The following is a 25,775-nucleotide window of genomic DNA, read 5'->3' on the forward strand; positions in this document are numbered from 1 at the left end:
ATCCTGTTGCGCCGCCGAAAATGAAATCGGCCGAACTGGAAGTTTGTGTAGGCCGCTTCGACGTGTTGTAGGGCGTTTCCTACAACGCGTACGGGAAGGCGGCGGCGACGCCCGTCCCGCGATGCCGGGCGTGCGGGGTGCAGGCGGCGGCAGGCGGTGGCGGCCGGTCGCCGCCGCCGTCGAATCAGCCGGGCCGGCGCGCGGCCAGCGCATCGCGTGCCGTGCGGCACGCGGCCAGATCCCATGCGGCGCAGCCGACGCTCTTGAACAGCAGCGGCCCGCTGCGTGCGAAGGCGCCGCGCAGCACGTCGGCGAGCGATGCGACCTGCTGCCAGTCGACCTGCGCGACGATCAGGTCGCCAGCCTCGTGGCGCGCGCCGGCCGGATCGTCGACGACGAGCCGGCTGTGGCGCACGGTATCGGCGTCGATCTCGGCGGCATCCGCGGTGAACGCGCCGACCCCGACCACGAGGCGGCCTTCGCGCGCCGCTTCGCGATAGACGGGGGTGCGGCTCGTCGTCAGCGTGACGACGACATCGATCGCATCGGGAATCGCGTCGCCGTCGAGCGGCGCGAGCCGCGGCGCCTGCGCGCGGTGCGCGGCGCAGAACGCGGCCGCGCTGTCGGCGCGCGAGCCGCGCACGTGCAGGCGCGCGTCCGGAAAGATCGCCGCGAGCGCTTCCGCGTGATTGGCTGCCTGCTTGCCGGTGCCGATCAGCAGGATGTCGCTCGGCGCGGCGCCGTGTAGCGCCTGGATACCCAGCGCGGTAATGGCCGCCGTGCGGCGTCCGGTGACCGTCGGGCCGTCGAGCACGAAGCGCATCTCGCCGGTCGTCGCGTCGTACGCGGTCACCTGGCCGAGGATCGTCGGCAATCCGCGCGCGCCGTTGCCGGGGCACACGTTCACGAGCTTGTGGCTCGCGAGGTCGCGCGCGCTCGACGGCATCGACAGCATGACACCGCCCGCCTGCAGCGGCACGACCAGGCGTTCGGGGCTGACGATCTCGCCCGCCGCGTATTCGGCGACGGCGTGCCTGAGCGTGGCCAGCAGCGCGGGGTAGTCGAGGAGCGCGGCCGTTTCGGCGGCATCGAAAGCGGGAATCCGGGAGAGGGCGATCATCGTGTCGGTCGGTTGTGTCGGTGGGGGGGGGACGGCGGGCGCATCGCGCAGCCACGGAGGCAGCCGGCCGTCGCGACGGCAGGTGGTCTGGATCGAATCTATACCAATTTACCGCGATCGGGCAACCCGAAAACGCAAGCGGATCGCCGATTTTGGTTCTAATATCCGTCCAGATGGGCGTCGCACGCACAGGCGCCGGTATCGCTCCGGTATAGTGCGACCCTATCCCCGATCCACACCCCCGACGGGCAGGAGCCCCAGATGATGTCCGCACGTCCCGAATCGCTCGAAGCCGGTTTTCGGCCGCTGCAGATCTACGAACAGGTTGCCGAGAAGATCCGAGACGAGATCCGTGCGGGGCGCTATGCGGCCGATTCGAGGCTGCCGTCGGAGCGCGAACTCGCGGCGCTGTTCCAGGTCGGCCGGCCGGCCGTGCGCGAGGCGCTCGGCGCGTTGCAGAACGAAGGGCTGGTGTTCACGAAGCGCAATTCGGGCACCTACGTCGTGCCGGCGCCGCTCGACGTGCTCGCGCAGCGCGGCGACGCGCGCAGCGCGCCCGATGCCGACTTCAGCCCGACGTCGACGCTCGACGTGCGGCTCATCCTCGAGCCCGCGATCGCGCGCCTCGCGGCCGCGCACGGCCGCGCCGATCCGGTCGCCGAAGGCTATCTCGCGCAGATGGAAACCGTCACCGATATCGACGATCCGCAGCAGCGCGCGCTGTGGAACGAAAGCGACCGGCTGTTTCACCGGCAGCTCGCGCTGATGACCGGCGACGCGCTGATCGTGAAGATCGCGGACGAAGTCGCGAACACGATGGACCAGCCGCTGTGGAAGCGGCTGAAGGACGACGGCATCTACGACGCGGGCCGGATCCGGCTCTACGTGTCCGAGCACCGGCTGATCTACGAGGCGATCGTGTCCGGCGACGCCGATGCCGCCGCGTTCTACGTCGAGCAGCACATTCTTCGCGTCCGTCGCGACATCACGCCGAAGTAATGCGCGCCACCTCATTCTGGTCGGAAAGCCGACCAGAATCGCAAAAAACATTTTGAAATTGCTTGCATGGTAACCACGCGTATCCTACATTGGTTTCACACAAAACCAATCGGGACACACCATGCGATACTTCGTTACCGCGCTTTCGGTGGCCGTTGCCGCCGGCGCGCTGACTTCCGCACACGCGCAGGAAGTCGTGATGATCGGCCATTCGGCGCCGCTCACCGGCCCGCAGGCCGCGAACGGCAAGGACAATGAAAACGGCGCGCGTCTCGCGGTCGAGGAGCTCAACAAGGCGGGCGTGAAGGTGGCCGGCAAGACGGTCACGTTCAAGCTGGTGTCGGATGACGACCAGGCCGACCCGAAAGCGGGCGTGCAGGTCGCGCAGAACCTGGTCGACAAGGGCGTCGTCGCGGTGCTCGGGCCGTACAACTCGGGCGTCGCCATTCCCGCATCGCGGGTGTACAGCAATGCAGGCGTGCCGATGCTGCCGGTCGCGTCCAACCCGGCACTCACGCGCCAGGGCTTCAAGAACATCTTCCGGATCGGCGCGAGCGACGAACAGCTCGGCGGCACGATGGCGACCTTCGCCGCGAAGACGCTGAACGCGAAGACCGCCGCGGTCATCGACGACCGCACCGCGTACGGGCAGGGCGTCGCCGAGCAGTTCACGAACGTCGCGAAGGCGAACGGGATCAAGATCGTCGACCAGGAGTACACGAACTCGTCCGCCACCGATTTCCTCGGCATTCTCACCAAGATCAAGGCCAGCAATCCCGACGTGATCTTCCTCGGCGGCTATGCGGCGCAGGGCGCGCCGATGGCGAAGCAGATGAAGCAGCGCGGCTTGCGCGCGAAGCTGCTCGGCGGCGACGGCATCTGCTCGGCCGACATGGGCAAGGTCGCGGGCGAGGCCGCGTCGATCGTCTATTGCGCGCAGGGCGGCGTCGCGCTCGAGAAGACGCCGGCCGGCCGCGAATTCCTGAAAAAGTACCACGACACCTATCACACGGATCCGCAGGTCTACGGCGTCAACTACTACGACGGCATGAAGCTGCTCGCCGACGCGATGGTCAAGGCCGGCACGACCACCGACAAGGCGAAGCTGATCGCGCAGCTGGCGAAGTCGAACTACGCGGGCGTCGCGGGCACCTATTCGTTCGACGAACGCGGCGACCTGAAGGGTGCGCCGACCTCCGTCTACGTGATCCGCAACGGTCTGCCCGAGCCGTACGCGAAGTAATCGTCACCGGACGGCGCCGCGGCGCCGTCCTTCGTCTTCACGCTTTCGATCCTCATGAAAATTTCCCGATCCCTTTCCACCGTCGAGGTCCATACCGGCGGCGAAGCGTTCCGCATCGTCACGAGCGGGCTGCCGCGCCTGCCCGGCGACACGATCGTCCAGCGCCGCGCGTGGCTCAAGGAAAACGCCGACGAGATCCGCCGCGCGCTGATGTTCGAACCGCGCGGCCATGCCGACATGTACGGCGGCTACCTGACCGAACCGGTATCGCCGAACGCGGATTTCGGCGTGATCTTCGTGCACAACGAAGGCTACAGCGACCATTGCGGGCACGGCGTGATCGCGCTGTCGACCGCCGCGGTCGAGCTCGGCTGGGTGCAGCGCACGGTGCCGGAGACGCGCGTCGGCATCGACGCGCCGTGCGGCTTCATCGAGGCGTTCGTGAAATGGGACGGCGAGCACGCGGGGCCGGTGCGCTTCGTCAACGTGCCGTCGTTCATCTGGCGGCGCGACGTGTCGGTCGATACGCCGTCGTTCGGCACCGTGACCGGCGACATCGCGTACGGCGGCGCGTTCTACTTCTACGTCGACGGCGCGCCGTTCGACCTGCCGGTGCGCGAAGCGGCCGTGGAGAAGCTGATCCGCTTCGGCGCGGAGGTGAAGGCCGCCGCGAACGCGAAATATCCGGTCGTGCATCCCGAGATTCCGGAAATCAACCATATCTACGGCACGATCATCGCGAACGCGCCGCGCCATCCGGGCTCGACGCAGGCGAACTGCTGCGTGTTCGCGGATCGCGAGGTCGACCGCTCGCCGACCGGCTCCGGCACCGGCGGCCGCGTCGCGCAGCTTTACCAGCGCGGCCTGCTCGTGGCCGGCGCCACGCTCGTCAACGAATCGATCGTCGGCACGGTGTTCAAGGGACGCGTGCTGCGCGAGACGACGGTCGGCGACATGCCGGCCGTGATCCCGGAAGTGGAGGGCAGCGCGCACATCTGCGGGTTCGCGAACTGGATCGTCGACGAGCGCGATCCGCTGACCTACGGCTTTCTCGTGCGCTGACCCTCGGCGCACGGCTCCCGGTTGTACCAGGCTTGGCGCGCGGTCCCGTCACGGGGCGCGCGCCTTTTTTGTTGTAAAAATGCGCACTCGGACGCCGTTCCCGCGGGCTCGGGACGGCAACCGGCCGGTGTGCCGCGCGAGTTTTGGTACGATGCAGCCTTTCCAGCAGATCCCCCACCCGCGTGAATCGCCGAAACGTGTCGTCAGTGCGTGACCTCTGTGCCAAATGGGTCGCGCGCGCCCAACCCGTCGCGGCCGCTGCCGCCGTGTCTGTCAAGCGTGTCCTGGCCAGCGCCTGGCACCCTTTCCGTCATCCGACACGTCGCGGCGTGCTGCGCGCGGCCGCCGCCGTGCCCGTGCTGTTCCTGCTGTACGTGCTGCTGCTGATTCCGTTCACGCCGAGCATCGGCGACATCCGCAAGGCGCGCGTCGACCAGCCCGCGCAGGTGTTGTCCGCCGACGGCAAGGTACTGGCGGAATTCAAGCCGTCGAACCGCGAATGGGTGTCGCTCAAGCAGATTTCGCCGCACATGGTCGACGCGCTGATCGCGACCGAGGACCATCGTTTCTACCAGCACCACGGCCTTGACTGGAAGCGCACGGCGTCGGCCGCGCTCCATACGTTCTCGGGCAGCCGCCAGGGTGGCTCGACGATCACGCAGCAGCTGGCGCGCAACCTGTATCCGGACGAGATCGGCCGCGCGCCGACGCTCACGCGCAAGGTGAAGGAGGCGATCACCGCGCTGAAGATCGAGGCCGTGTACAGCAAGGACCAGATTCTCGAGACGTACCTGAACACGGTGCCGTTCCTGTACAACGCGTACGGCGTCGAGATGGCCGCGCGCACCTATTTCGACAAGTCGGCCGACGAACTCGACGTGCTCGACAGCGCGACGCTCGTCGGGATGCTGAAGGGCAACAGCTACTACAACCCGGTGCTGAATCCCGAGCGCGCGCTGCAGCGGCGCAACACGGTGCTCGGCCAGATGGTGAAGTACGGCAAGCTGTCGCCGGCGCAGTTCGCGCAGTTGCAGCGCCGACCGTTGCGCATCGACTTCGAGCGCCAGAAGGAACCGCCGGGGCCCGCGCCGCACTTCGCGCAGCAACTGCGCAAATGGCTGATCGGCTGGGCCGACCGCAACGACTACAACATCTATTCGGACGGGCTGATCGTGCGCACCACGATCGATTCGCGGCTGCAGCAGATGGCGACCCAGGCGCTGACGCAGCAGGCGAACCAGCTGCAGGGTATCGCCAACAACGCATGGAGCGGCCGCGACGGCTGCGGCACCGACAACGAGGTGTTCCGCACCTTCATGCGCGAGTCGCCCGAGTACAAGGCGGCACAGGACGCCGGCAAGAACGATGCGGCCGCGATGAAGCAGCTCGCCGCCGACCGCGGTTTCATGCGCGCGCTGTGCAAGGCGAAGACCGACGTGCAGGCCGGATTCGTCGCGATCGATCCGCGCGACGGGCAGATCCGCGCGTGGGTCGGCAGCCGCGACTTCACGAACGAGCCGTTCGATCACGTCGCGCAGGCACGACGTCAGCCGGGGTCGACCTTCAAGCCGTTCGTCTATGGCGTCGCGTTCGCGAACGGGATGAAGCCGGACGATACGTTCATCGACCAGGCGGTCGAGATTCCGCTGAAGGGCGGCGAGATCTGGCGGCCGAACGACGACGTGCCGCCGTCGGGCAGGCCGATGACGCTGCGCGACGCGGTCGCGCTGTCGCGCAACCGGATCACCGCGCAGGTGATGGAGAAGGTCGGTCCGGCGGCCGTGGCGCGGTTCGCGCGCGACATGGGCGTGCGCGAAAGCCCGCTCGAGCGCGTGCCGTCGCTCGCGCTCGGCACGAGCCCCGTGACGCTGAAGGAGATGGTCGCGTCGTACGCGACGATCGCGAACGGCGGGCTGTACGTCGAGCCGCAAATGGTGACGCGCATCGAGAACCGTCAGGGCGACGTGCTCGCCGAATACGCGCCGGCGCCACCCGAGCGCGCGCTCGACGCCGAGACCGACAAGACGCTGCTCGACGTGATGCGCGACGTCGTGACGCGCGGCACCGGCAGCAGCATCCGCACGCGCTTCGGCATTCGCGGCGACCTGGCCGGCAAGACCGGGACCACGCAGGACAACGCGGACGGCTGGTTCATCCTGATGCAGCCCGGGCTCGTGGCCGGCGCGTGGGTCGGCTTCGACGACGGCCGCGTGACGCTGCGCAGCGACTACTGGGGGCAAGGCGCGCACAGCGCGCTGCCGATCGTCGGCGACTTCTTCCAGCGCGCGCAACGCGCCCGGATCGTCGACACGAAGCTGAAATTCGATACCGAGCCGTCGCCCGGCTGGTTCGCGTCGGTGCGCGAACGCGTGACGGACCTGTTCGACGGCTGGTTCGGACCCGAGCCGAAGCAGGCGCCGGCGCCTGTCAGGACGCAGCGTATCGAGCGTCAGCCGGAGACGGACGCAGCCGCGGCGTCGGCCGCGTCCGCCGCGTCGGCGCCCGAGGCGGCATCCGGCGGGATCGTCGAGGAATGGGTTCCGGCGTCCGAGGTGGCGGCATCGGCCGCTGCGTTGTCGGCGGGCGCGTCGCAACCTCAGGTCGCGCAGCCGCCGGCGGCGGGAGGCAGCACGACGAGCCCGGGCAACACGGGTGGGGGACTCGGTTCCGCGCCGGGCGCCGCGCCTTCGGCTGCCCCGGCGCCGGTGCCGGTTTCACCCAACGCGACCAGCGGTTCGGAGTAACGCGCCGTTCAGATTTCGCGCGATGCTGCCGTAATAACGTTGTCACGACAGCTCGCGCGGTCGCTCCGCGCCTTTCCGATGCGGCTTATCACCGATCACGTCGCGCTCGCGCGCGATGACGTCTCCACCGGCGTCCCGCTCGACTTCGATCTCTATGATGCGGGCGGCGCCGCGCTGCTGCCCGCCGGCACGACGCTGCGCGATCCCGCGCAGCATGACTTCCTGTTCGAGCACTTCCGGCCCGTGCGCAGGCGCGATGACGCCGAGCCCGTCGTGCCATCGCGCGACGCCGCGCCGGCGGCCACCCGCATGGGGCTGTCGGCCGGCGCCGCGATCGGCATCCGGCGGCGGGTCGGCGCGACCCGCGTGCTGCAGCGTTGCCGGTTGATCGGGGTCGGCGCGTCGGGCGCGCTGTTCGTCGAGCCGCAACCGGCGGTCATGCTCGACTTTGCCCGCGGCGACGACGTCGAGGCGGTCGCGATCGGCCGGTCGGCGGTGTCGCGCTTCGGTGCGACGGTCGAAGCGGTGCAGACAGCGGGCGCCACGCCGTTCATGGTGCTTTCCCCGCCGGGCTTCGTCGACCGGTTGCGCACACGCGCGGAGCCGCGCGTTCCGGTCCGAATCGCGGCCCGCTGCACGGGCGGCACGGCGCAGGCGGAAGGCATCGGGATCGTTCACGATCTCAGCCTGAACGGATGGTCGATCGCGGTCGAGCAGCCGCTCGCGGCGGCCGGCGAGCCGTTGCGCGTGCAGTTGCCGTATACGGATGGGGACCGCGTCGCGCTGCTGACGCTCGATGGTACGGTGCGCGCGGTGCATGCGGATTCCGCGGCGCCGGGCTGGACGCTTCACCACGCTGCTTTCGACGAAATTGCCGCCGCCGACCGGATCTGTCTCAAGGCGTTGCTGTTCGACCTGTCGGCCGGGGCCCCGGAGGCCGATCAGGTCCGCTGATGTTTCAACGGGCCAAACGCGGCAGCCGCAGGGCGGTTGTCCGCGGCCCGGTGGATCGAGCCGCCCGAGCGGGGCATGCGAAGGTGCGCCACCTATTGGGTGCGGATGCGGCCATAATCATCCGATGATTAGACCAAATGCCCGCCAATTGTACGGTTTCGGTCAACAGTGAATTTGCAATTTAGGTATTTACCCTGATGGCCGAGCCACCTAGACTTTCACTCATGCGCAACGACTATCGAGTCCGAAGCGCCTGACAAAACAATCTGGAGGTAACGCATCATGAAATCGCTGATCAAGGCAGTTGCACTGGCCGCCCTGGTGGCCGCACCGGTCGTCTCGTTCGCCCAATCGAACCAGCAGCCGCTGACGCGCGCGCAAGTGCGCGCCGAGCTGGTCCAGCTCGAAAAAGCCGGCTACAACCCGAACGACTGGATTAACTATCCGGAAAACATCCAGGCCGCACAGGCCAAGATCGCCGCGGCCCAGAACACCGGTGCGCAGGCTGACGCGACGGGCTACGGCGCGAACCCGGTCGCGACGTCTCAGTCGGGCCAGCGCGTGACCGTGCCGGCCGCCGCCGATCGTTCGTCGGTGTACTTCGGTCACTAAGCCGTTCGCCGCGCGGCCGCCGGCAAAGCCGTATCGAAAGGCCCGCACTCATGTGAGTGCGGGCTTTTTTGCATGCGCCGCGCGCGTGACGCCGGCTGACAATCCGCCGCGCGTGCGCTAGCATCGCGGTCGGCATCGCCACGCTGCCGCGGCCGCGGCGAATGGGGTATCGCAGGCCGGCTTGCGACGCCGCGCGCCGAGGCGCGGCGGCAAGCCCGGCACCAGGTTCCACGACTTCAACGAAAACAAACAGGAGCATCCATGCGTGTCTTGACCGGTCTGATGTGCGCGCTGGCGCTGGCGGCGAACGTTGCCCATGCACAGGCGAATTGTGCGGACGCGGTGGATCAGGCGGCGATGACGGCGTGTGCCGATCGCGCGTACAAGAAATCCGACGCGGAGCTGAACCGCACCTACCAGGCCGTCACCGCGCGGCTGCGCGATGCGAAGCCGCTGGCCGAGAAGGTCGTCAACGCGCAGCGCGCGTGGATCGCCTACCGCGATGCCGAGTGCAACTTCTCCAGCGCGAACGCCGAAGGCGGCAGCGCGTATTCGATGGTCGTGTCGACCTGCCTCGACGATCTGACCAAGACGCGCACCGAGACACTGAAGGGATATCTGTCCTGCGAGGAAGGCGATCTGGCGTGCCCGGTGCCGGCGAAGTAACGGCTGCGTAGCGCGCCGGCCGGCCCACCCGTCGCGCGGCCGGCGCGGTTCGCCGGTCCGGTCGCCTGGTCCGGTCGGCTAGACGTCGTCCGTTTCGTCGAGCAGCTTGTGCCGCATCGCGTAGCGGACCAGCGCCGCTTCGTGCGGCATCTGCATCTTTTCCAGGATCCGGGTCTTGTAGGTGCTGACCGTCTTCGCGCTGACGCACAGCGCCTGCGCGATCTCGGTCAGCGTCTGTCCGGCGGCGATCCGGCGGAACACGTCGAACTCGCGATCGGACAGCCGCTGGTGCGGCAGCGTCTCGGCCGGCTCGTTCAGGCTCTGTGCGAACTGCTCGGCCATCGCGAGGCTCACGTAGACGCCGCCCGACGCGACCTTCGTCACCGCGCCGACCAGTTCGGCGCTCGCGCTTTCCTTGGTCAGATAGCCCGACGCACCGGCGCGGAACGCGCGCACCGCGTATTGCTGTTCCGCGTGCATGGTCAGCACGAGCACGCGCAGCGCGGGCTTCTCGTCCTTGATCTGCTTGATCAGTTCGACCCCGTTGCGGCCCGGCATCGACAGGTCGAGCACCAGCACCTGCGCGGGCGTCGACCGCACGAGCGCGATCGTCGACGGCCCGTCGCAGGCTTCGCCGGCCACTTCGAATCCGGTGGCGTTCTGGAGAATGTGCCGCAGACCGTCGCGCACGAGCGTATGGTCGTCGGCGATGAGCACCTTGATCATGTGAGGGTGGTTTCCTGTTGAACGGTGCCGAGCGGGAATGCGACGGTGATCGAGAAGCCGCGCGCGAGCGCGGTATCGATCGTCACGCTGCCGCCCAGCATGTGTGCGCGTTCGCGAATGCCGATCAGGCCGAACGATTTGTCCTCGTGGGCGGTGCCGCCGGGTGCCGCGCCGCGGCCGTTGTCCGCGACGCGCAGCACGCAGTAGCCTTCCTCGATGTCGAGCCGCAGCGCGACGCGCGTCGCGTCCGCATGGCGCGCGACGTTCGTCAGCGCTTCCTGGACGATCCGGAACAGCGTGGTCGCCCCGGCGCTGGTGAACGTGAGGCCGCCCGTCTCGATGTTGCGTTCGACGTCGATGCCGTAGCGGTTCGTGAAGTCGTTCGCCAGCCACTCGATCGCGGGCACGAGGCCGAGATCGTCGAGCATCACGGGGCGCAGGTCGGCCGCGATGCGCCGCACCGACGCGACGGTTGCGTCGATCAGCCGGCGCATGCCCTGAAGGTGCGACAGCACGCCGACTTCGGGCTGCCCATGGCCCGGCGCGCGCAGTTGCTGCTCGACGACCGACAGATCCATCTTCAGCGCGGTGAGTTGCTGGCCGAGGTCGTCGTGCAGTTCGCGCGCGATGCGGGTCTTTTCCTCTTCGCGCACGTTCTGCAGGTTCGCCGACAGTTCGCGCAACTCCTCGCGCGACTGCTTCAGCGCGTTCTCGGCGCGCTGCCGCTCGGTGATGTCGCGCAGCATCACCGTATAGAGCTTGCCCGACGCATCGCGGATCTGCGAGATCGACGCCTCGATCGGGAACTCCTCGCCGTTGCCGCGCAGCCCGAACAGCACGCGCTGGCGGCCCATCTGCCGCTCGGATACGCCCGTCACGCCGAACTGGTCGACGTGCTTCGCATGCGCGGCACGAAACCGCTCGGGGATGAAGCGCGACAGCGGCGCGCCGATCGCCTCCATCGCCGACACGCCGAATACCTGTTCGGCCATCGGGTTGAAGATCACGACCGTCTGCTTCTCGTCGATCGTGATGATCGCTTCCATCGACGAACGGATGATGCCCATCATCCGCGCCTCGTTCAGGATGCCGCGGCTGCTGGCGCCGGTATCGGCGGCGCCGGCGCGGCCGCGCAATAGCGCATGGACGAGCGCCGCGAACGCGAACGACGCGATCAGCCCCGCGGCGAGCACCGTGCCGGCCGCGCGCTGCGCGCCGGTCGCGCTCGGGCGGCCATCCGCGGAATAGGCGAGCGTCAGCACGGTCCCGCCGAAATTCAGCTGGTCGGTGCGCCGCATCAGGTCGGGCGAGGCGGAGGCTTCGTCGGTCGTCGTCTCGGCGCTCGCGATCGGGTGCGGATCGTCGCCCGCGCTCATCCGCAGGTCGAGCCCGCGTTCCGCGTCGAGCGCGCGCTCGACCAGGCGATTCGGGCTCACTTCCGCGAACAGCACGCCGGCGGCGCCGGAGTCATGGGCGCCGGCCGGCGTGACGGCCGCGCGCGACGAAGCCGTCGCGGGTACGAACAGCGTGAGGGTGCGCGCATCGCGGGACGTATCGTCGTCGGCCGGATGGATGCCGAGTGCGACATCGCCGGTTCGCAGCGCGCGGGTCAGCGGTGCCTGGTCCGGCGCGCCGAAGCGCACGCCGGCCGAGCTCGACACCGGTGCAACGAGCGCGCCCGCCGCGAGCAGGCCGGCCGGCATCGGCGCGTGGCCGGCGAGGGCGCTGCGTGTCGCGGGCGACAGCGGCGCATAGCCGAGCTGGCGGATCGGCGAACGCCCGCTGTCGAGATCGAGCGTGTCGGCATACCGGCGCCATTGCTCGGGCGTCATCTGTGGCGCGAGCGCGAACGCGCCGCGCGCGCTTTCGAGCACGGCGACGCTGCCTTGCAGCTCGTGGCGCAGCATTGCCGTCACGTGCGTCGTGCGGCGCTCGAAACGCGTATGGACGGCGCCTTGCCACTGCTCGCGAACGAGCAGCGCGACGCCGAGCGACAGCGCCGCGCCGGCGAACAGCGTCACGACGCCGGCCGCGAGCGGCTGGCGTAACATGGTCTGGAAACGCGTGGGCCCTCGGGCGTCACGCGACGGGGTTCCACTGGCGGTCATTCGATGGCCATTCTGGTGTCGGGGCCGCCCGTGGCACGCGGGCAGCGCGGCAAAACCGGGAAAAAACTCGCACCGGCCGCGTGCGACGTCTATTTTCAAACTGAAATTGTGCGCGGTTTACGCGTTTTTTGTAATAGGGGTCAGCTGAAAATGAGATGGCCGGGCGGGGCAGCGGGCGTCCCGGCCACATTTGACGCGCGTCAACGGGCGCGTCGGCACGTGGGGCAGACTGTTCGGCAGGCGAGCCGGCATGGGGCCGGCTTGCGGTGGCGGGCACGTCGTTTGCGCGACGCGCGGCGTGCCAGGTCGGAGGGTGGACCATGTACAAGCGGATTTTCGTCGGGCTCGACGGCAGCCCGAGTGCGCGTCTCGCGCTGAACGAGGCAATCCGGATCGCGGCAGCATCCGGCGGCGAGGTCACGTGCGCGTATGTCGTCGAGCACCGGCCGCAGCTCGTCGACGTCGATGCGGGCTTCGCGGCCGAACGCGACGGCGACGCGGCGGCAGCCGATGCGGCGACGCCCGTGCTCGACGACGCGAAAGCGGCGCTCGCGCAGCGGCATGTGGCGGGCACCGTGCGCGCGCTCGACGCGTACGGCGAGGATGTCGCCGTGGTGCTGATGCGCACGGCGGCCGAGGCCGGCGCCGATCTGATCGTGATGGGGACGAGCGGGCGGCACGGCCTGCGCCGGCTGCTGCTCGGCAGTGTCGCGGAATCGCTGCTGCGCGCAGCCGACCGGCCGGTGTTGCTGGTGCGGCACGACGAGCCGGCCGCGGCGGCAACCGCGTGACGGGACGGTGCGGCGCCGAGGCCTGAGCGGCGGCGGGCAGGGGGCTGCCGCGCGGATGCCGGCGTGATGGTGGCGCGATGGCGAGCGCAGCGGCGCGTCCGTTGCATCGATCGACGTGCGCTGCAGACGCCGCGCCGCGACGGCGTAGCGTAGTCGTGTAGCGCCGGTTGCATCGTGGCCCGCACTTCTGGCAGCATCGTCCGGTGTCCGCCTCATCGTCGCGCGCTGCATTCCGCGCGCGATCCGGTCGCCGCGTGCATGGCCGCGGCGATCGACGCAGCGGCACGCGACGTCGGCCGATCGCATCGTCGATCGGCCGGGCCGTGCGTCGCGTGTCCGGTTCACTCCTTCACCGACGTCATCCGCCATGCCGATCTCCGCCGCCGACCTGATTCACCAGTTCGATCTGCAACCGCATCCCGAGGGCGGCTATTTCCGGGAAACCTACCGCGCGGCCGATACGGTCGTGCGTCCGGCCGACGGCGCGCCGCGCGCGGCGTCGACCGCGATCTACTATCTGTTGTGCGACGGTGCGTATTCGTCGTGGCACCGGATCCGTTCCGACGAGGTCTGGCATTTCTACACGGGCGATCCGCTCGAGGTGTGGGTGCTCGACGAGCACGACGGCCTGACGATCCACCGGCTCGGCAACCCGCTCACGCATCCGGGCACCGTGTTTCAGGCGGTCGTGCCGGCCGGGCGCTGGTTCGGGGCGCGCTGCGCGTCGCCGGAGCACGTCGCGCTCGTCGGCTGCACGGTCGCGCCGGGGTTCGAGTTTGCGGAATTCGAACTCGCGGACGCGACGGCGCTGGCCGCCGCGTTCCCGGCGTACGCGGAATACGTCGCGGGGCTCGCGCAGCGCTCCGACGCGTGAGTGCGCCGGCGGCCATGCCCGCCGGCCCGCGCCGCTTCCGGCGGCGGCCGTTCCGCGCGGTCCCGGCCAAACCCGTTTAGAATGCACGGTGGTGCAGGGTCGGCCGCGGACGTGCCGCGGCGATCGCTGCCAGCCGTATCGGCGGCCGCCCCCGTCGCACGGTCCGCATGTCTTCCAGGAGCGCCGCCGTGTGGCACTTTCCCATTGCGATTCCTTCGTCGCTCGGCCCGTGGGCCGTGTTTGCGAGCGTACTGATCACGCAGCTCGGCGTGCCGGTGCCGGCCGTGCCGATGCTGATCCTCGGCGGTACGATGGCGGCGATGGGGCAGGCGTCCTGGGCGAGCATGTTCGCGGCCGCGATCGGCGCGACGATGCTCGCCGATTCGATGTGGTTCTTCATGGGCCGCACGCGCGGCCGGCGCTTGCTGAACGGGCTCGTGCGATTCTCGCTATCGCTCGACACGACGCTGCGCTTCGCGCGTAATGTGTTCGAACGATACGGCGCACCGCTGCTCGTCCTCTCCAAATTCCTGCCGGGCCTCGGTCTCGTGTCGGCGCCGCTGCTCGGCACGACCGCGATCGGCATCGGCGTGTTCCTGTTCTGGGATCTGGCGGGCGCGTCGCTGTGGGCCGCGTTCTGGCTCGTCGGCGGCGCGGCCGTGCACGACCAGATCGTCCAGTTCGTGCTGTGGGTGCGCGCAAGCGGCGGCACGATCCTCGACGCGTTCCTCGCGATCTTCATCACGTTCCTGCTGTACCGCTGGGTGCGCCGCGTGCAGTTCCGCCGCTACCTCGCGCAGGTGCGCATCTCCCCGCCGCAGCTGGTCGAAATGATGACGTCGAACGAGCCGCCGCTGATCTTCGATGCGCGTCCGCGCGCGATTCGCGAACGCGAGCCGTTCCGGATTGCCGGTGCGGTGCCGGTTGATCTCGATTCGCCGGACCTGCTGGATCCGGAGTTGCTGAAGCGGCCGATCGTCGTGTATTGCGTGTGCCCGAACGAGGCGACCGCGAAGCGCCTGATCGCGAAGATGCAGCGCAAGAAAATGCTCCACAACATCAAGGCGCTGAAGGGCGGCCTCGATGCGTGGGAGAAGCACGGCTATCCGGTCGAGCCGTTGCCGGCCGATCTCGATGCGTCGCGGTATTTCGTGCGGCCGGATCACGGCACCGCGCTCGAAGGCGAATATACGGTGCGCGCGACGCTGTCGAAATAAATCGTGCGCGGGATTCCGCGCGCGTCACGATTCGTGCCGGTGATCATCGGCGGCGGCCTCATGATCGCGCTCGGCACATGCGTGCGCGGCGCATCGCGGCCCGCACGGGTATTGATCGCGATCATGCACGTGCGGGCCGGACGACATATGCTTTCTGAATCGCTTGTCCGCGCTTCGCGTGGCCGTCCGCCGATTCCCGCGACCGCGTCGGCCGTCCGTCCGCCGTCCGCCGTCCGCCGCTGCCCGCGCGAAGCTCCGGTCGTCGTCCGCGACGACGCGTCCGCACGGAGGCCTTCGCCATGCAGTCCACCCCGACCATCCCGCCGCTCGCGCGGATCTCGCTGGCCGTCGACCTGACGCCGGAGTCGCTGTCCGCCGCGCGCTACACGCGCATGCTGCTGCGGCCCGGCATGCAGGTGCGCATCGTCTGCGCGATCGACAATCCGCGTCTCGTGCTGCCCGACATCCCGCGTGTCGACGCGCTGCTGACCTCGGCGCGCGAAGAAATGACGCGCGAAGCACAGGCGACGCTCGAGCGCATCGCCGCACTGTTCGCCGGCTGCGGCGCGGCGATCGAGCAGGTGATCATCGATACGTCGCTCACGGGCGGGACGGTAGCCGACGCACTCGCGAACGACACGTCGGCATGGCGCGCCGACGTGCTCGTGGTCGGCGCCAATCCGCACCATGGGCTGCTGCGGCTCGTCGAGGGCGCGGTGTCCGACACGCTCGCCGCGCGCGCCCGCTGCGCGCTGCTGATCGTGCCGGGCGACTACGAGCGGCCGGCGGACGGGCCGCTGCAGCGCCTGATGTTCGCGGTCGACGGCAGCGAGCCGTCGCTGCACGCGGTGCGCGTCGGGCTCGGCTTCGCGGTGCCGACGACGCTGCTGTATGCGGCCTATGTCGTCGATCGCGCGGTTCGCCTGACGGATCTCGTGCCGGTGCGCGCGCTCGAGGATGCGTACCGCGCGGAGGGCGAGGATGCGCTGGCGCGGATCGGCCCGCTGTTCCATGCAACGGGAAACCCGACCAAGCGCGGCATCGTCGAAACCCGTCCGACCAGCGATGACGTCGCCCATGCGCTGATGCGCGACGCGGTGCACTGGCATGCGGAACTGCTGGTGGTCGGCACGCATGGCCGGCGCGGCATCGCGGCCTGGCTGATCGGCAGCGTCGCGCGTCGGGTTGCGCATCTCGCCCAGGTGCCGGTGCTGCTCGTGCGCGGCGCGGCGTGAAGATCGCGCCGTAACGGGGGCGAAGCGGCGTTTCGTTGACCTGCATCAGAAACGCCGTGCGCGTTGCATGAGACAGTCACGCGGCTTACGTGTGCGGCGGATGGCCTGTCGTCCGTACGCGATGCCGCGCTTCGACACGTCCGGTCTGGAGTCGCGCGAACCGGCGCGTGTCCGATACCGCTGCGGTTCAACCGATATCCGGAGCCATGCCGCGCAGCGCGCGGCGCATCGGCCGATCAAGAACTCTCTGGCACGAGGGTAGGCAGCCGGCGGCTGCCTTGGACAACGGACGGGGTGCATCGCACCCCGTCCGCTTTCCTGGCCCCGTGTCGACGCTTTTCCTCGCAGGTATTTTCTTTGTCGATGTCGCCGTGTGGAGCGGCGCGTGACGCCACGCGATCATGCGATCGCGGAATCGGCGTGGATCGCGGCAGGCGCTGCGCCCGGTGCCGGATGAGTGACGCAGCCGTCGCAGCCATCACGCGGCCGCGTGCGGCGGCGGCTGCATTCAGGCCTTTACGCGGCGCGAGGCGCTCGCAGGTCGTGCCGGCGGTGGGCGCCGCGGCATGCGCGTGCGCGGCGACGCACGCGATGCAGGCGGGCTCGTCCGCCCGGCGTGCGATTGCGCAGACGCGGCCAGCCGGGGCGCGTCTTGCGGCGCAGCCTCACGGCGACTTGCGCGTCGGCACCGGCCCGCGCGCAGAGGGCAGCGGCGAACCGCTGCAGCGCGAGCACCGACCCCGCGACGCTCTGGTATTTCTCGCGGCCGATCTGCCCGTCGAGCGTGACGAGCAAGCCCGATTCGCGTGCGAGCGCGAGCAACGCGTCGAGATCCTCGGGCGGGCGGATCGCGGCCGGCACGGCGGGCACGGACAGCGTGCGCGTGCGCCGCTGTCCGTCCCACGCCGGGAAGTTGCGATGTGCCATGGTTGGTCTCCCTGCGCCCGACCCCGCGCGCCGGCTCGATGGCCGGCTGAGCGATGACCGGGTATGAACGCATCGTTCGTGAAGTCAGTATCCGCCGCGCAGACCGCGCTGCCAATCGGCGCGTGCTGAAGTCGATGTCAGACATTGCGTATGAGGTATCGGAATCCGCTGACATGCGGGACGACGATCGGCTGCCGCGCGCGATGCCGGGCGCCCCTATGCCGGGCGCCCCGCTCCAGTGCATTCGAACAGACGAATTGCAGCCGGCGCGCATCACTTGACGCAGGATTCCGGTCGGTCTAACTTCCCCATTGCACCGGCGTCGTGCGACGGTTCATGGTCCGCGCGACGCCGGTGCCACGCCTCGGGGGGCGTTGCAATCATTCCAGTCGTTCGCGGGCCATCGGCGCCGCGAATCCTGCGCGTGGGCCGATTCCGCAACGGATCGGCGCGGCGGCACGCAACGTGCCGATGATCTTGCGCAAACACGCTTCGGCGCATCGCACGCCGGGCGGTCGTCCAGTCTCTAATCTTCAGGTAGCGTCATTTTTTCCTTTCGTTCCTCGACCGTCAGGAGCCGTCGATGTCACCGGACAATTTGCTGGATTCCTTGAAGGCCGCCGCCGAACAACGCTCGATCGGCGCCGACCAGTTGCGCACGATGCTCGACGACGAAGTGCGTGCGTTGTCGTCCGACGCCCGCGTGCACGACTACATCCACGTGTTTGCGATCCGCCACCTGCGCGAACGGATGCGCAGACAGGACGAACTCGAGCGCGACACGCCGGCCAGTACGCCGCACAAGGAGCCTGATGCCGGCACCGGTCGCCGTCTCTGACGGCCGTCCGCCGCGGCCAGCGCCACTGGTGCGCCCGGACCGCGGCCGGCCTTCGACCGATGCGCGTGCATTCGGCGCGGGCAACCGCCGCACGTGCCGAAACGCGGTCGCGTGCCGATAGCGTCTTTCATCATGTGTTTCATTGAAATAACGCCACGACCTCAAGAAAGCGGCGCGGATGCCGTTTACCCGGTGAATTCGTCCACCGGGCGTTCGCGCTCCCTTACCGAGTCGTTGCCATGCTTTCGTCCATCCGCACCCGCATTCTTGCCGCGTGCGTCGCCATCGTCGTATTCGCGCTCGTCGCCACCACGCTGATCAACTACTTCATCGCGCATGCGTACAACGACGACGCGATCGACCGCAACCTGACATCCGTCGCCAGCGGCCACGTGGTCGGCATCGGCGACTGGGTCGCGACCCGGAGCCGGATGATCGCGTCGCTGCAGGACGCCGCGCTGTCGCCCGATCCGCTGCCGGTGTTCAAGCAGATGGCCGCGGCCGGCGGTTTCACGAACGTCTATGCGGGATATGCGGACAAGGTGTTCCGTTTCTCCGACCCGACCGGCATCCCGCCCGACTACGACCCGACCGGCCGTCCGTGGTACAAGCAGGCCGCACAGGCCGGCAAGCCGGTGGTCACGCCGCCGTATGTCGATGCGGGCACCGGCAACCTGGTCGTCACGTTCGCGGTGCCGATCCTGCGCGACGGTGCGCTGAAGGGCGTCGTCGCAGCCGACGTCGCGATGGACAGCGTGATCGCGAACGTGAAGTCGATCCACCCGACGCCCGCGAGCTTCGGGATGTTGATCGACAGCAGCGGCCACGTCGTCGCGCATCCTGACGCGAAGCTCACGCTGAAGCCGGTCGCCGACGTGTCGCCCGACCTCGGCGGCATGAGCGCCGCGTCGCTGGCCGCGGCCGTCGTGCCGGTCGAAGTGCACGTCGGCGGCGACGCGAAGCTCGCGCGCGCGCAGGCCGTGCCGGGCACCGACTGGTACGCGCTGGTCCTGCTCGACAAATCGGAAGCGACGGCCGGGATGCGCTCGCTGCTGACCGCGTCGCTGATCACGCTGGTGATGATCGTCGGCGTCGCGTCGCTGATCGTCGGCGCGATCACCACGACCGCGTTCCGCCGCCTGTCGCAAGTGCGCCAGGCGATGGCGTCGATCGGCTCGGGCACGGGCGACCTGACGCAGCGCTTGCCGGCCGACGGCCGTGACGAGGTGGCCGATATCGCCCGCTCGTTCAACAGCTTCGTCGACAAGCTGAACGACGTGATGCGGCAGATCCGCGACGCGAGCGAATCGGTGCGCACGGCCGCGAACGAAATCGCCGCAGGCAACCAGGACCTGTCGTCGCGCACCGAATCGGCGGCGGCGAGCCTCGAGCAAACGGCGGCATCGATGGAAGAGATCACCGCGACGGTCGGCCAGTCGGCAGCCGCTGCCGGCCAGGCCGACGAACGCGCGGCCGCGGCATCGCGGATCGCATCGCACGGCGGCGTGGTCGTATCGGACGTCGTGTCGACGATGGGGAAGATCGAGGAAGCGTCGGGCCGGATCGGCGACATCATCGGCGTGATCGACGGGATCGCGTTCCAGACCAACATCCTCGCGCTGAACGCAGCCGTCGAAGCGGCGCGTGCCGGTGAGCAGGGTCGCGGTTTCGCAGTCGTCGCGCAGGAAGTGCGCAGTCTCGCGCAACGCAGCGCGCAGGCTGCACGTGAAGTGAAGGTGCTGGTCGAATCGACGGTGGCAAGCGTGTCGGCGGGGTCGGGGCAGGTGCGCCAGGCGGGCGATACGATGCGCGAGATCGTGTCGAACGTCGCCAACGTGACGACGATCATCTCCGAGATCACGCACGCGGCGAACGAGCAGACGCGCGGCATCCAGGAAGTGAACCGCGCGGTCACCCAGCTCGACGAAATGGTGCAGCAGAACGCGGCGCTCGTCGAACAGTCGACCGCGGCCGCGACCGCGCTGCAGACGCAGGCGAACGCGCTCGCGACGACGGTCGGGCAGTTCAAGGTCGCATGACCCGCGTCGGTTGACGCAGACCGGGCCGCGACGCGCGACGCGCGCGGCGACGCTCAGGCGCGGTCGCCGTCGCGCATCAGCGCAAGCCGGTTGTAGAGCGTCTTCAGGCTGATGCCGAGCGCCTTCGCGGCCTGCGGCTTGTTGCCGTCGAAGTGCTGCAGCGTCGCCGCGATGAAGCGCTGCTGCGCGTGGTGCAGTGTCGCACCGAGCGGCAGCGCCATCGCGTCGTCCGACGTGTGGTCGGGCGGCATCGCCGGCTTCGGCAGCGCGACGTCGATGCCGTCGTCCGCGAGGATGTACGCGCGCTCGATCGTGTTGTGCAGTTCGCGCACGTTGCCGGGCCACGAATACGCGCGCAGCGCGGCGATCGCCGCGTCGGTCAGCCGCTTGTGCGAGCGGTGCCGCGCGTTGAGCGTATCGACGAACTCATGCGCGATCGCCTCGACGTCGCCGTTGCGCTGGCGCAGCGGCGGCACATACAGCGCGAACGCGGCGAGACGGTAGAACAGATCCTCGCGCAGCCGGCCGTCGCGCACGGCTTCGGCCGGATTGTGGCGGGTCGCCGACAGAATACGCACGTCGAGCGGAATCGACTCGGTGCCGCCGACCCGCACGATCGCGTTCGATTCGAGCGCGCGTAGCAGCTTCACCTGCAACGACGCGGGCATCTCCGCGATCTCGTCGAGCAGCAGCGTGCCGCCGCACGCGGCTTCGAAGAATCCCTCGCGTTGCGCGACCGCGCCGGTGAAGCTCCCTTTCTCGTGACCGAACAATTGCGCTTCGGCGATGTCCGCCGGAATCGCGCCGCAATTGACCGGCACGAACGGCCCGTCGCATCGCGCGCTGAGGTCGTGCAGCCGGCGCGCGACGATATCCTTGCCGACCCCGCTTTCGCCGGCAATCATCACGCTGGCGCGGGTCGGAGCGATTTTCTCGATACGGCCGAGCAGCGAGCGCATCGCCGTGGAGCGGCCGGACAGCCGGCGCGCGTCGGCGCGTTGCTTCGGACGGTTTGCGGATTCAGTCATAGGTGTCAGCGAGCCGTTTTGAAAATCGGCATCGCGCATTCCCTTCATTGCAATATTTATATCGACAGCGAAACCGCACGGAAGGTGCCGGAATATAGAAATTTCCAATGCCCGGTGCGCTGCTCGAAGAAACAGGCGATTGGTGGGGCACGATACCGATATGCGGCAGCCGATACCGGCTGCCGATGCCTTTTTACAGCCGGTGTATGAAAAATCGAAACTCGGCGCCAAGCGCGCTCCGCGCAAACGTGACAGGGAGGCCGAGCAACGCCACGCGGCGCCGCGTGCCGCGGGCTGCGCCGCGACGTCGCCGGACGCCACGCCGCGGGTACGCGCGTTGCGGAGCCTCATAGGCTCGCCCGGTCCGTTTGACGGCATGCCGTCAAGCGACGGTCGCCGGGGCGATGCAGGGAAACGATGAGGACCTTTACCCATGAGCTGTTCCGGCAGGGCGCATGGGTCGTGCTGGCCGTCGGGGTGGCGTCCGCGCTGCAGGCGTGGGCGATTCACCTCGTCGGCATGCATGCTCCGTTTGCGCCGCTGCCTTTCTACGCCGCCGTCGCGGCTGCAGCCTGGCTGACGTCGTTCGGCGGCGGCCTGGCCGCGACCGCCGCGAGCGTGGCCGTGATCGGTGCGTTGTGGTGGCGCGATGTGCCGCTGCCCGCGCTGCTCGCCCAGGCCGGCGCCTTCGTCGCGATCAGTTTCGTCGAGTGCGTGCTCGTGATGGCCGTCAAGCCGCTGCTCGCAAGCGATCGGCTGCGCGGGGCAGAAGATGCCGAAGAAGAAGACGCACGCCCGCCGCACCGCGAACCGGCGCCCGCGGCGCGCTCGCTCGACGACATCCTGCTGCGCCGCGTGGTCGATGCATCGCCCGACGCGATCATCGGCGTCGATGCCGTCCGGCGGATCACGAGCTGGAACCCGGCTGCGCGGCGCCTGTTCGGCGTCGACGCGGCGGCGGTGATCGGGCACGACGTCACGACGCTGATCGCGCCGCGCTGGCTGCGCTTGCATCCGGTTCCCGCGTCGTTCGCGAACGCGCGCGCGCCAGCCGGCCCGCTCGACATCCTGTGCCTGCGCCACGACGGCGGCCGCTTTCGCGCGACCTTCGCGGCGGCACCGATCGTCGACGCGCAGGGCACCTGCACCGGCCTGTCGCTGACGCTGCGCGAGGCGCACGAGCGCCGCCGCGACGAGCGGCGCGACCTGCGTTCATTGCGCGGCGCCCGCGACGCTCGCGTGCAGGCCGACGAGTCGAACAGGCTGAAGGACGAATTGCTGGCCACCGTATCGCATGAACTGCGCACGCCGCTGAACGTGATCTACGGCTGGGTCGAGGTGCTGCGCAGCGCCGACGGCCAGGGCTTCGCTCACCAGGCGCTCGATGCGATCGATCGCAGCGCGCGGTCGCTGTCGCGGATGGTCGGCGACTTGCTCGACGCCTCGTCGCTCGCGACGGGCCGGATGCGGCTCGAGCGCGCGCCCGTCGATCTCGTGCGCGTCGTGCACGAAGCGGTGCGCGGCCTCGGTACGACCGCGGAGGCGAACGGTCTCGAACTGTCGACCGAGTGCGCGATGTCCAACTGCGTGATCTCCGCGGACGGCGAGCGCGTGCGCCAGGTGCTGTCGAACCTGCTGTCGAACGCGATCAAGTTCACGCCGCCGGGCGGCCGCATCAAGGTGTCGCTGACCCGGGCCGGCGCGCGCGTGCGGCTGTCGGTCGCCGATACGGGCCAAGGCATTTCCGCGGACCACCTGCCGCATCTGTTCGATACGTTCAACGGGCCGGAAGGCGCATCCGCGTCGCCGAAGCGCGGCCTGGGGCTCGGCCTGTCGATCGTGCGCAACATCGCACGGCTGCACGGCGGCGAGGTCACGGCGGCGAGCGCGGGTGCAGGGCGCGGCACGACCGTGACCGTGATGCTGCCGGTGGACTGGGGCGCCGACGATCTGAACGGTCACCCGTTACGGCCGAGCGGTGCGTCGACGGCGGTCGCGCTCGATGGTCAGCGCGTGCTGGTGGTCGATGACGATGCAACGTCGCGCGCGAGCCTCGCGGCGGCGCTCGAAACGCTGGGCGCCCAGGTGTCGACCGCGCAATCCGGGCACGACGCACTCGACGTGGTCGCGCGGCAGCACCCGAGCGTCGTGCTGTCCGATCTCGCGATGCCGGACGGCGACGGCTTCTGGCTGCTCGACCACATCCGCCATTTGCCGGACGGCGCCGGGCATCTGCCCGTCGTCGCGGTGACCGCGCATGCGGGTACGGCGGACCGGAACCGCGTGATGGCCGCCGGCTTCGACGCGTATCTGTGCAAGCCGGTCGACATGCCGACGCTGGCCGGCGTGATCGTCGACGTGTCGCCCGCCGGAGGGCACCGCTGACGCCCGGCGGCCTCCGCAACGCCACCAGGCGGCACGATGAAGGATCGGACAACACCCATCGCGACTTCAGCGACATCGACGTGCAGGCTCACGGCCGCATGGCCGCATGGCCGGGTGGCCGGGTGGCCGGGTTGACGGACAGCGTTCCCGACGAGCGGCAACGCGCGAGCGCGATTTCGGTCGTGCAGGACGTCGACGGTGCGTACGGCGTGCGCGACAGGCCGCGGATCCGCTGGAAGTCACGTGATGCGCGGGCAAGCGTCGGGCCGATCGGTCGACCGATACGGAGGTCAGGATGAAAACGAACGACAGGCACCCGCGCAGATCCGCCGCGTCCATGCTGGTATCGGGCATGCTCGCGGTGTTCGGCGTGCCGGCATTCGCGCCGGCGCATGCGCAGGCGCCGCCGGCATCGTCCGTTCATGTCGCGCCGGGCGTCGTCCGTCCCGGCCAGACTGCCGACGAGGCGGACATGGCGCGACGGCCGAGCGGCATCGACGCGGAATTCGTCGACAAGGCCGGCATCGTCTGCAAGACGGAGCTGCAGGCGAGCCAGCTCGCGCTCGATCGGTCGTCGAATCCGGACGTGAAGGCCTTCGCACGCCGGATGGTCGACGATCACGTTCGCATGACCGCGGAGTTGCGCCGGCTCGGCGCGCAAAAGGGCTTGCCCGTGCAGGCGCGCATGCTCGTCGACCCGGCGGTGACGACGCTGCGAAGCATGAATGGCCGTGCCTTCGACAAGGGGTACATCGAGCTGGCGGGACCGAACGCGCACGAGGCGGCGATCCGGCTCTACGAAGCCGAAGCGCGCGACGGCCACGATCCGCAGCTTCGCGCGTTCGCGGCGGACACGCTGCCGACGCTGAAGGCGCACCTGGGCGCCGCGCGCAAGCTCGAGCGTTCGATCGCGGCCGCGCGCTGATCCGCACGGCGAACCCGCAGGTCCGTCAGCGCGGCCGCGTGCCGCTTTCCGGGCCGCCCGGCGACGCCTCGTAGGGCGGCGCGTCGAGCGCCGTTTCGCCTTCCTCGATCAACCAGTACGGCGATGCACTGTAGTACGCGTGCAGCCCCTCGGCCCAGGCGGGATCGGCCATCGTCGGCCAGCGGTCCTGCTCGAAGCCCGGCGCGTCGCGCACGCGCTCGGTCGGAACGGGCAGCACGAAGCAGCGGCGCTCGGCATCGAGCGTCAGCACGTTCCACGGCACCGCGAGCAGCTTGTCGCCGATCCCGGGCAACCCGCCCGACGACACGACCGCATACGCGATCCGGCCCGAGTGGACGTCGAGCATGATGTTCGTGATCTTGCCGATGTCGTCGCCGTCGATCGTCAGCACGCGATCGTCTTTCAGCGTGCCGGCGGCCATCACGTCCGGCCCGGGCCCGCCAGCCGAACGGCCGCGGTCGCCGACGATGCGCGCGTGCGTGCGCGACGGTCTGTCCGTTGTCATCGCTGTTCTCCTGGTCGAGGCGGCGCGGCGTACACGGCGCGCGGGCCGCACGAGTGAGCGTGGCCGATCAGCGGCGGCGCGGCAGGGACACGTCCTCGAGCGTATTCGCCAGCTCGTCGCGTGCCGGGCCGCCCGCGCGTGTCGCGATGTCGCCCAGCGACACCATGCCGACGATCTGCCGGTTGGCGTCGAGCACCGGCATCCGGTGCAGCTGCACGTCGGCCATCCGTTGCTGCACGTCGCCGACGCCGTCGTCCTCCACGCACCACTGCACCGGCGCGGATGCGACGACCTTCACGGGGGTATCGGGCGCATGCCCGTGCGACAGCGCGCGCACCGCGAGATCGCGGTCGGTCACGATCGCGACCAGCTCGGCGCCGTCGCACACCGGCAGCACGCCGATGTCGAAGCGCTGCATCAATTCGGCCGCATGGCGAATCGTGTCGGTCGGCGCGACGCACACTACGTCGCGCGACATGATTTCATTGACGCGATACATGAACGCCTCCTTCGTGAGGGAGACGATGTGGAAGCAGGACGCGTGCCGCGTTCAATCGGCACACGGAGGGCTTGCGCGGCCGGGCCACGGAGAAATTTGCCAGCCGGCTTGTACATCTTCCACGGCGGCAACCGCGGCCGCGGTCGCGCGCAACGCTCAGTGGCCGACGCCCGTCATCACGACGATTGCCAGGACCAGCGCGCTCTCGATTGCGGCCAGCGCCGCGACGCCTGCGGCGCCGCTGACTTCGTGCCATG

At 69.3% G+C, this 25,775-nt stretch carries 21 protein-coding genes and 1 pseudogene; 15 read left to right on the forward strand and 7 right to left on the reverse strand.

Translation table 11 applies throughout. The features are described 5' to 3' along the window. Positions 1–184 precede the first annotated feature (184 nt). Positions 185–1,120, reverse strand: a complete 936-nt coding sequence (gene lhpI, locus DIE06_RS03785) for a bifunctional Delta(1)-pyrroline-2-carboxylate/Delta(1)-piperideine-2-carboxylate reductase (protein ID WP_124660196.1) — start codon at positions 1,118–1,120, stop codon at positions 185–187. Positions 1,121–1,381: 261 nt separating this feature from the next. Between lhpI and DIE06_RS03790 the strand changes: the two genes are divergently transcribed. From DIE06_RS03790 to DIE06_RS03820, 7 genes are all read left to right on the forward strand, one after another. Continuing rightward, complete coding sequence (locus tag DIE06_RS03790) at positions 1,382–2,119, forward strand: FadR/GntR family transcriptional regulator (protein ID WP_124660197.1); 738 nt, start codon at positions 1,382–1,384, stop codon at positions 2,117–2,119. 121 nt (positions 2,120–2,240) lie between these two features. Then, positions 2,241–3,362 carry a branched-chain amino acid ABC transporter substrate-binding protein gene (locus DIE06_RS03795; RefSeq protein ID WP_124660198.1) on the forward strand — a complete coding sequence of 374 codons (1,122 nt, stop codon included), beginning with the start codon at positions 2,241–2,243 and terminating at the stop codon, positions 3,360–3,362. Positions 3,363–3,416: 54 nt separating this feature from the next. Next, a complete protein-coding gene (gene lhpH, locus DIE06_RS03800; protein ID WP_124660199.1) occupies positions 3,417–4,424 on the forward strand; it encodes a trans-3-hydroxy-L-proline dehydratase in 1,008 nt (335 codons plus the stop codon). Between the two features lie 197 nt (positions 4,425–4,621). Then, complete coding sequence (locus DIE06_RS03805; protein WP_185733338.1) at positions 4,622–7,168, forward strand: transglycosylase domain-containing protein; 2,547 nt, start codon at positions 4,622–4,624, stop codon at positions 7,166–7,168. Positions 7,169–7,246: 78 nt separating this feature from the next. Beyond that, a complete protein-coding gene (locus tag DIE06_RS03810; RefSeq protein ID WP_124660201.1) occupies positions 7,247–8,122 on the forward strand; it encodes a PilZ domain-containing protein in 876 nt (291 codons plus the stop codon). A gap of 282 nt (positions 8,123–8,404) precedes the next feature. After that, entirely contained in the window at positions 8,405–8,734 is a 330-nt protein-coding gene (locus tag DIE06_RS03815; RefSeq protein ID WP_124660202.1) for a DUF4148 domain-containing protein, read from the forward strand. A gap of 261 nt (positions 8,735–8,995) precedes the next feature. Then, positions 8,996–9,400 (forward strand): lysozyme inhibitor LprI family protein, encoded by a 405-nt coding sequence (locus tag DIE06_RS03820; protein WP_124660203.1) that lies wholly within the window; start codon positions 8,996–8,998, stop codon positions 9,398–9,400. 78 nt (positions 9,401–9,478) lie between these two features. On the opposite strand, the gene DIE06_RS03825 is transcribed toward DIE06_RS03820, so the two are convergent. Both DIE06_RS03825 and DIE06_RS03830 read right to left on the reverse strand, forming a co-directional pair. After that, entirely contained in the window at positions 9,479–10,126 is a 648-nt protein-coding gene (locus tag DIE06_RS03825) for a response regulator transcription factor (protein ID WP_006755659.1), read from the reverse strand. Then, complete coding sequence (locus DIE06_RS03830) at positions 10,123–12,234, reverse strand: PAS domain S-box protein (RefSeq protein ID WP_124660204.1); 2,112 nt, start codon at positions 12,232–12,234, stop codon at positions 10,123–10,125. Before DIE06_RS03830 ends, DIE06_RS03825 begins: the two co-directional genes overlap by 4 nt. Before the next feature lie 320 nt (positions 12,235–12,554). Between DIE06_RS03830 and DIE06_RS03835 the strand changes: the two genes are divergently transcribed. The 4 genes from DIE06_RS03835 (at position 12,555) to DIE06_RS03855 (ending at position 16,351) form a co-directional block, all read left to right on the forward strand. Continuing rightward, entirely contained in the window at positions 12,555–13,025 is a 471-nt protein-coding gene (locus tag DIE06_RS03835; RefSeq protein WP_124660205.1) for a universal stress protein, read from the forward strand. Positions 13,026–13,392: 367 nt separating this feature from the next. Further along, positions 13,393–13,899, forward strand: coding sequence for a cupin domain-containing protein (locus DIE06_RS03845; protein WP_124660207.1), 507 nt, complete (start codon positions 13,393–13,395; stop codon positions 13,897–13,899). A gap of 188 nt (positions 13,900–14,087) precedes the next feature. Further along, positions 14,088–15,116 (forward strand): DedA family protein/thiosulfate sulfurtransferase GlpE, encoded by a 1,029-nt coding sequence (locus tag DIE06_RS03850; RefSeq protein WP_124613596.1) that lies wholly within the window; start codon positions 14,088–14,090, stop codon positions 15,114–15,116. A gap of 299 nt (positions 15,117–15,415) precedes the next feature. After that, positions 15,416–16,351, forward strand: a complete 936-nt coding sequence (locus DIE06_RS03855; protein WP_124660208.1) for a universal stress protein — start codon at positions 15,416–15,418, stop codon at positions 16,349–16,351. A 516-nt stretch (positions 16,352–16,867) separates the two neighbouring features. Here the strand turns inward: DIE06_RS03855 and DIE06_RS03860 are convergent. After that, the gene (locus tag DIE06_RS03860) at positions 16,868–17,278 is read right to left on the reverse strand and encodes a hypothetical protein (protein WP_124660209.1); all 411 of its coding nucleotides are present in this window, start codon (positions 17,276–17,278) and stop codon (positions 16,868–16,870) included. A gap of 583 nt (positions 17,279–17,861) precedes the next feature. Here DIE06_RS03860 and DIE06_RS03865 point away from each other — a divergent pair. Together DIE06_RS03865 and DIE06_RS03870 are read left to right on the forward strand one after the other, a co-directional pair. After that, entirely contained in the window at positions 17,862–18,116 is a 255-nt protein-coding gene (locus tag DIE06_RS03865) for a DUF3562 domain-containing protein (protein ID WP_124660210.1), read from the forward strand. Positions 18,117–18,355: 239 nt separating this feature from the next. Continuing rightward, positions 18,356–20,155: a methyl-accepting chemotaxis protein gene (locus DIE06_RS03870; RefSeq protein WP_124660211.1), complete on the forward strand. Its 1,800-nt coding sequence runs from the start codon at positions 18,356–18,358 to the stop codon at positions 20,153–20,155. Positions 20,156–20,208: 53 nt separating this feature from the next. On the opposite strand, the pseudogene DIE06_RS03875 reads toward DIE06_RS03870, so the two are convergent. After that, positions 20,209–21,251 (reverse strand): annotated as a pseudogene (locus tag DIE06_RS03875) (sigma-54 interaction domain-containing protein). A 349-nt stretch (positions 21,252–21,600) separates the two neighbouring features. Here DIE06_RS03875 and DIE06_RS03880 point away from each other — a divergent pair. Together DIE06_RS03880 and DIE06_RS03885 are read left to right on the forward strand one after the other, a co-directional pair. Then, positions 21,601–23,568, forward strand: coding sequence for an ATP-binding protein (locus DIE06_RS03880; protein ID WP_124660212.1), 1,968 nt, complete (start codon positions 21,601–21,603; stop codon positions 23,566–23,568). 295 nt (positions 23,569–23,863) lie between these two features. Continuing rightward, positions 23,864–24,493: a DUF4142 domain-containing protein gene (locus DIE06_RS03885; RefSeq protein ID WP_124660213.1), complete on the forward strand. Its 630-nt coding sequence runs from the start codon at positions 23,864–23,866 to the stop codon at positions 24,491–24,493. 25 nt (positions 24,494–24,518) lie between these two features. Here the strand turns inward: DIE06_RS03885 and DIE06_RS03890 are convergent, their stop codons facing one another. Then, a complete protein-coding gene (locus DIE06_RS03890; protein WP_124660214.1) occupies positions 24,519–25,019 on the reverse strand; it encodes a PRC-barrel domain-containing protein in 501 nt (166 codons plus the stop codon). Positions 25,020–25,086: 67 nt separating this feature from the next. After that, complete coding sequence (locus DIE06_RS03895; RefSeq protein WP_124660215.1) at positions 25,087–25,518, reverse strand: CBS domain-containing protein; 432 nt, start codon at positions 25,516–25,518, stop codon at positions 25,087–25,089. Between the last annotated feature and the right edge of the window lie 257 nt (positions 25,519–25,775).

The organism is Burkholderia sp. Bp8998 (assembly GCF_003854235.1).
Lineage (GTDB): Bacteria > Pseudomonadota > Gammaproteobacteria > Burkholderiales > Burkholderiaceae > Burkholderia.

Bases quoted from the DNA above. Each gene is read 5' to 3' on its own strand.
- lhpI (WP_124660196.1), bottom strand. From the start codon at position 1,120: ATGATCGCCCTCTCCCGGATTCCCGCTTTCGATGCCGCCGAAACGGCC.
- DIE06_RS03790 (WP_124660197.1), top strand. From the start codon at position 1,382: ATGATGTCCGCACGTCCCGAATCGCTCGAAGCCGGTTTTCGGCCGCTG.
- DIE06_RS03795 (WP_124660198.1), top strand. From the start codon at position 2,241: ATGCGATACTTCGTTACCGCGCTTTCGGTGGCCGTTGCCGCCGGCGCG.
- lhpH (WP_124660199.1), top strand. From the start codon at position 3,417: ATGAAAATTTCCCGATCCCTTTCCACCGTCGAGGTCCATACCGGCGGC.
- DIE06_RS03810 (WP_124660201.1), top strand. From the start codon at position 7,247: ATGCGGCTTATCACCGATCACGTCGCGCTCGCGCGCGATGACGTCTCC.
- DIE06_RS03815 (WP_124660202.1), top strand. From the start codon at position 8,405: ATGAAATCGCTGATCAAGGCAGTTGCACTGGCCGCCCTGGTGGCCGCA.
- DIE06_RS03820 (WP_124660203.1), top strand. From the start codon at position 8,996: ATGCGTGTCTTGACCGGTCTGATGTGCGCGCTGGCGCTGGCGGCGAAC.
- DIE06_RS03825 (WP_006755659.1), bottom strand. From the start codon at position 10,126: ATGATCAAGGTGCTCATCGCCGACGACCATACGCTCGTGCGCGACGGT.
- DIE06_RS03830 (WP_124660204.1), bottom strand. From the start codon at position 12,234: ATGACCGCCAGTGGAACCCCGTCGCGTGACGCCCGAGGGCCCACGCGT.
- DIE06_RS03835 (WP_124660205.1), top strand. From the start codon at position 12,555: ATGTACAAGCGGATTTTCGTCGGGCTCGACGGCAGCCCGAGTGCGCGT.
- DIE06_RS03845 (WP_124660207.1), top strand. From the start codon at position 13,393: ATGCCGATCTCCGCCGCCGACCTGATTCACCAGTTCGATCTGCAACCG.
- DIE06_RS03855 (WP_124660208.1), top strand. From the start codon at position 15,416: ATGCAGTCCACCCCGACCATCCCGCCGCTCGCGCGGATCTCGCTGGCC.
- DIE06_RS03860 (WP_124660209.1), bottom strand. From the start codon at position 17,278: ATGGCACATCGCAACTTCCCGGCGTGGGACGGACAGCGGCGCACGCGC.
- DIE06_RS03865 (WP_124660210.1), top strand. From the start codon at position 17,862: ATGTCACCGGACAATTTGCTGGATTCCTTGAAGGCCGCCGCCGAACAA.
- DIE06_RS03870 (WP_124660211.1), top strand. From the start codon at position 18,356: ATGCTTTCGTCCATCCGCACCCGCATTCTTGCCGCGTGCGTCGCCATC.
- DIE06_RS03880 (WP_124660212.1), top strand. From the start codon at position 21,601: ATGAGGACCTTTACCCATGAGCTGTTCCGGCAGGGCGCATGGGTCGTG.
- DIE06_RS03885 (WP_124660213.1), top strand. From the start codon at position 23,864: ATGAAAACGAACGACAGGCACCCGCGCAGATCCGCCGCGTCCATGCTG.
- DIE06_RS03890 (WP_124660214.1), bottom strand. From the start codon at position 25,019: ATGACAACGGACAGACCGTCGCGCACGCACGCGCGCATCGTCGGCGAC.
- DIE06_RS03895 (WP_124660215.1), bottom strand. From the start codon at position 25,518: ATGTATCGCGTCAATGAAATCATGTCGCGCGACGTAGTGTGCGTCGCG.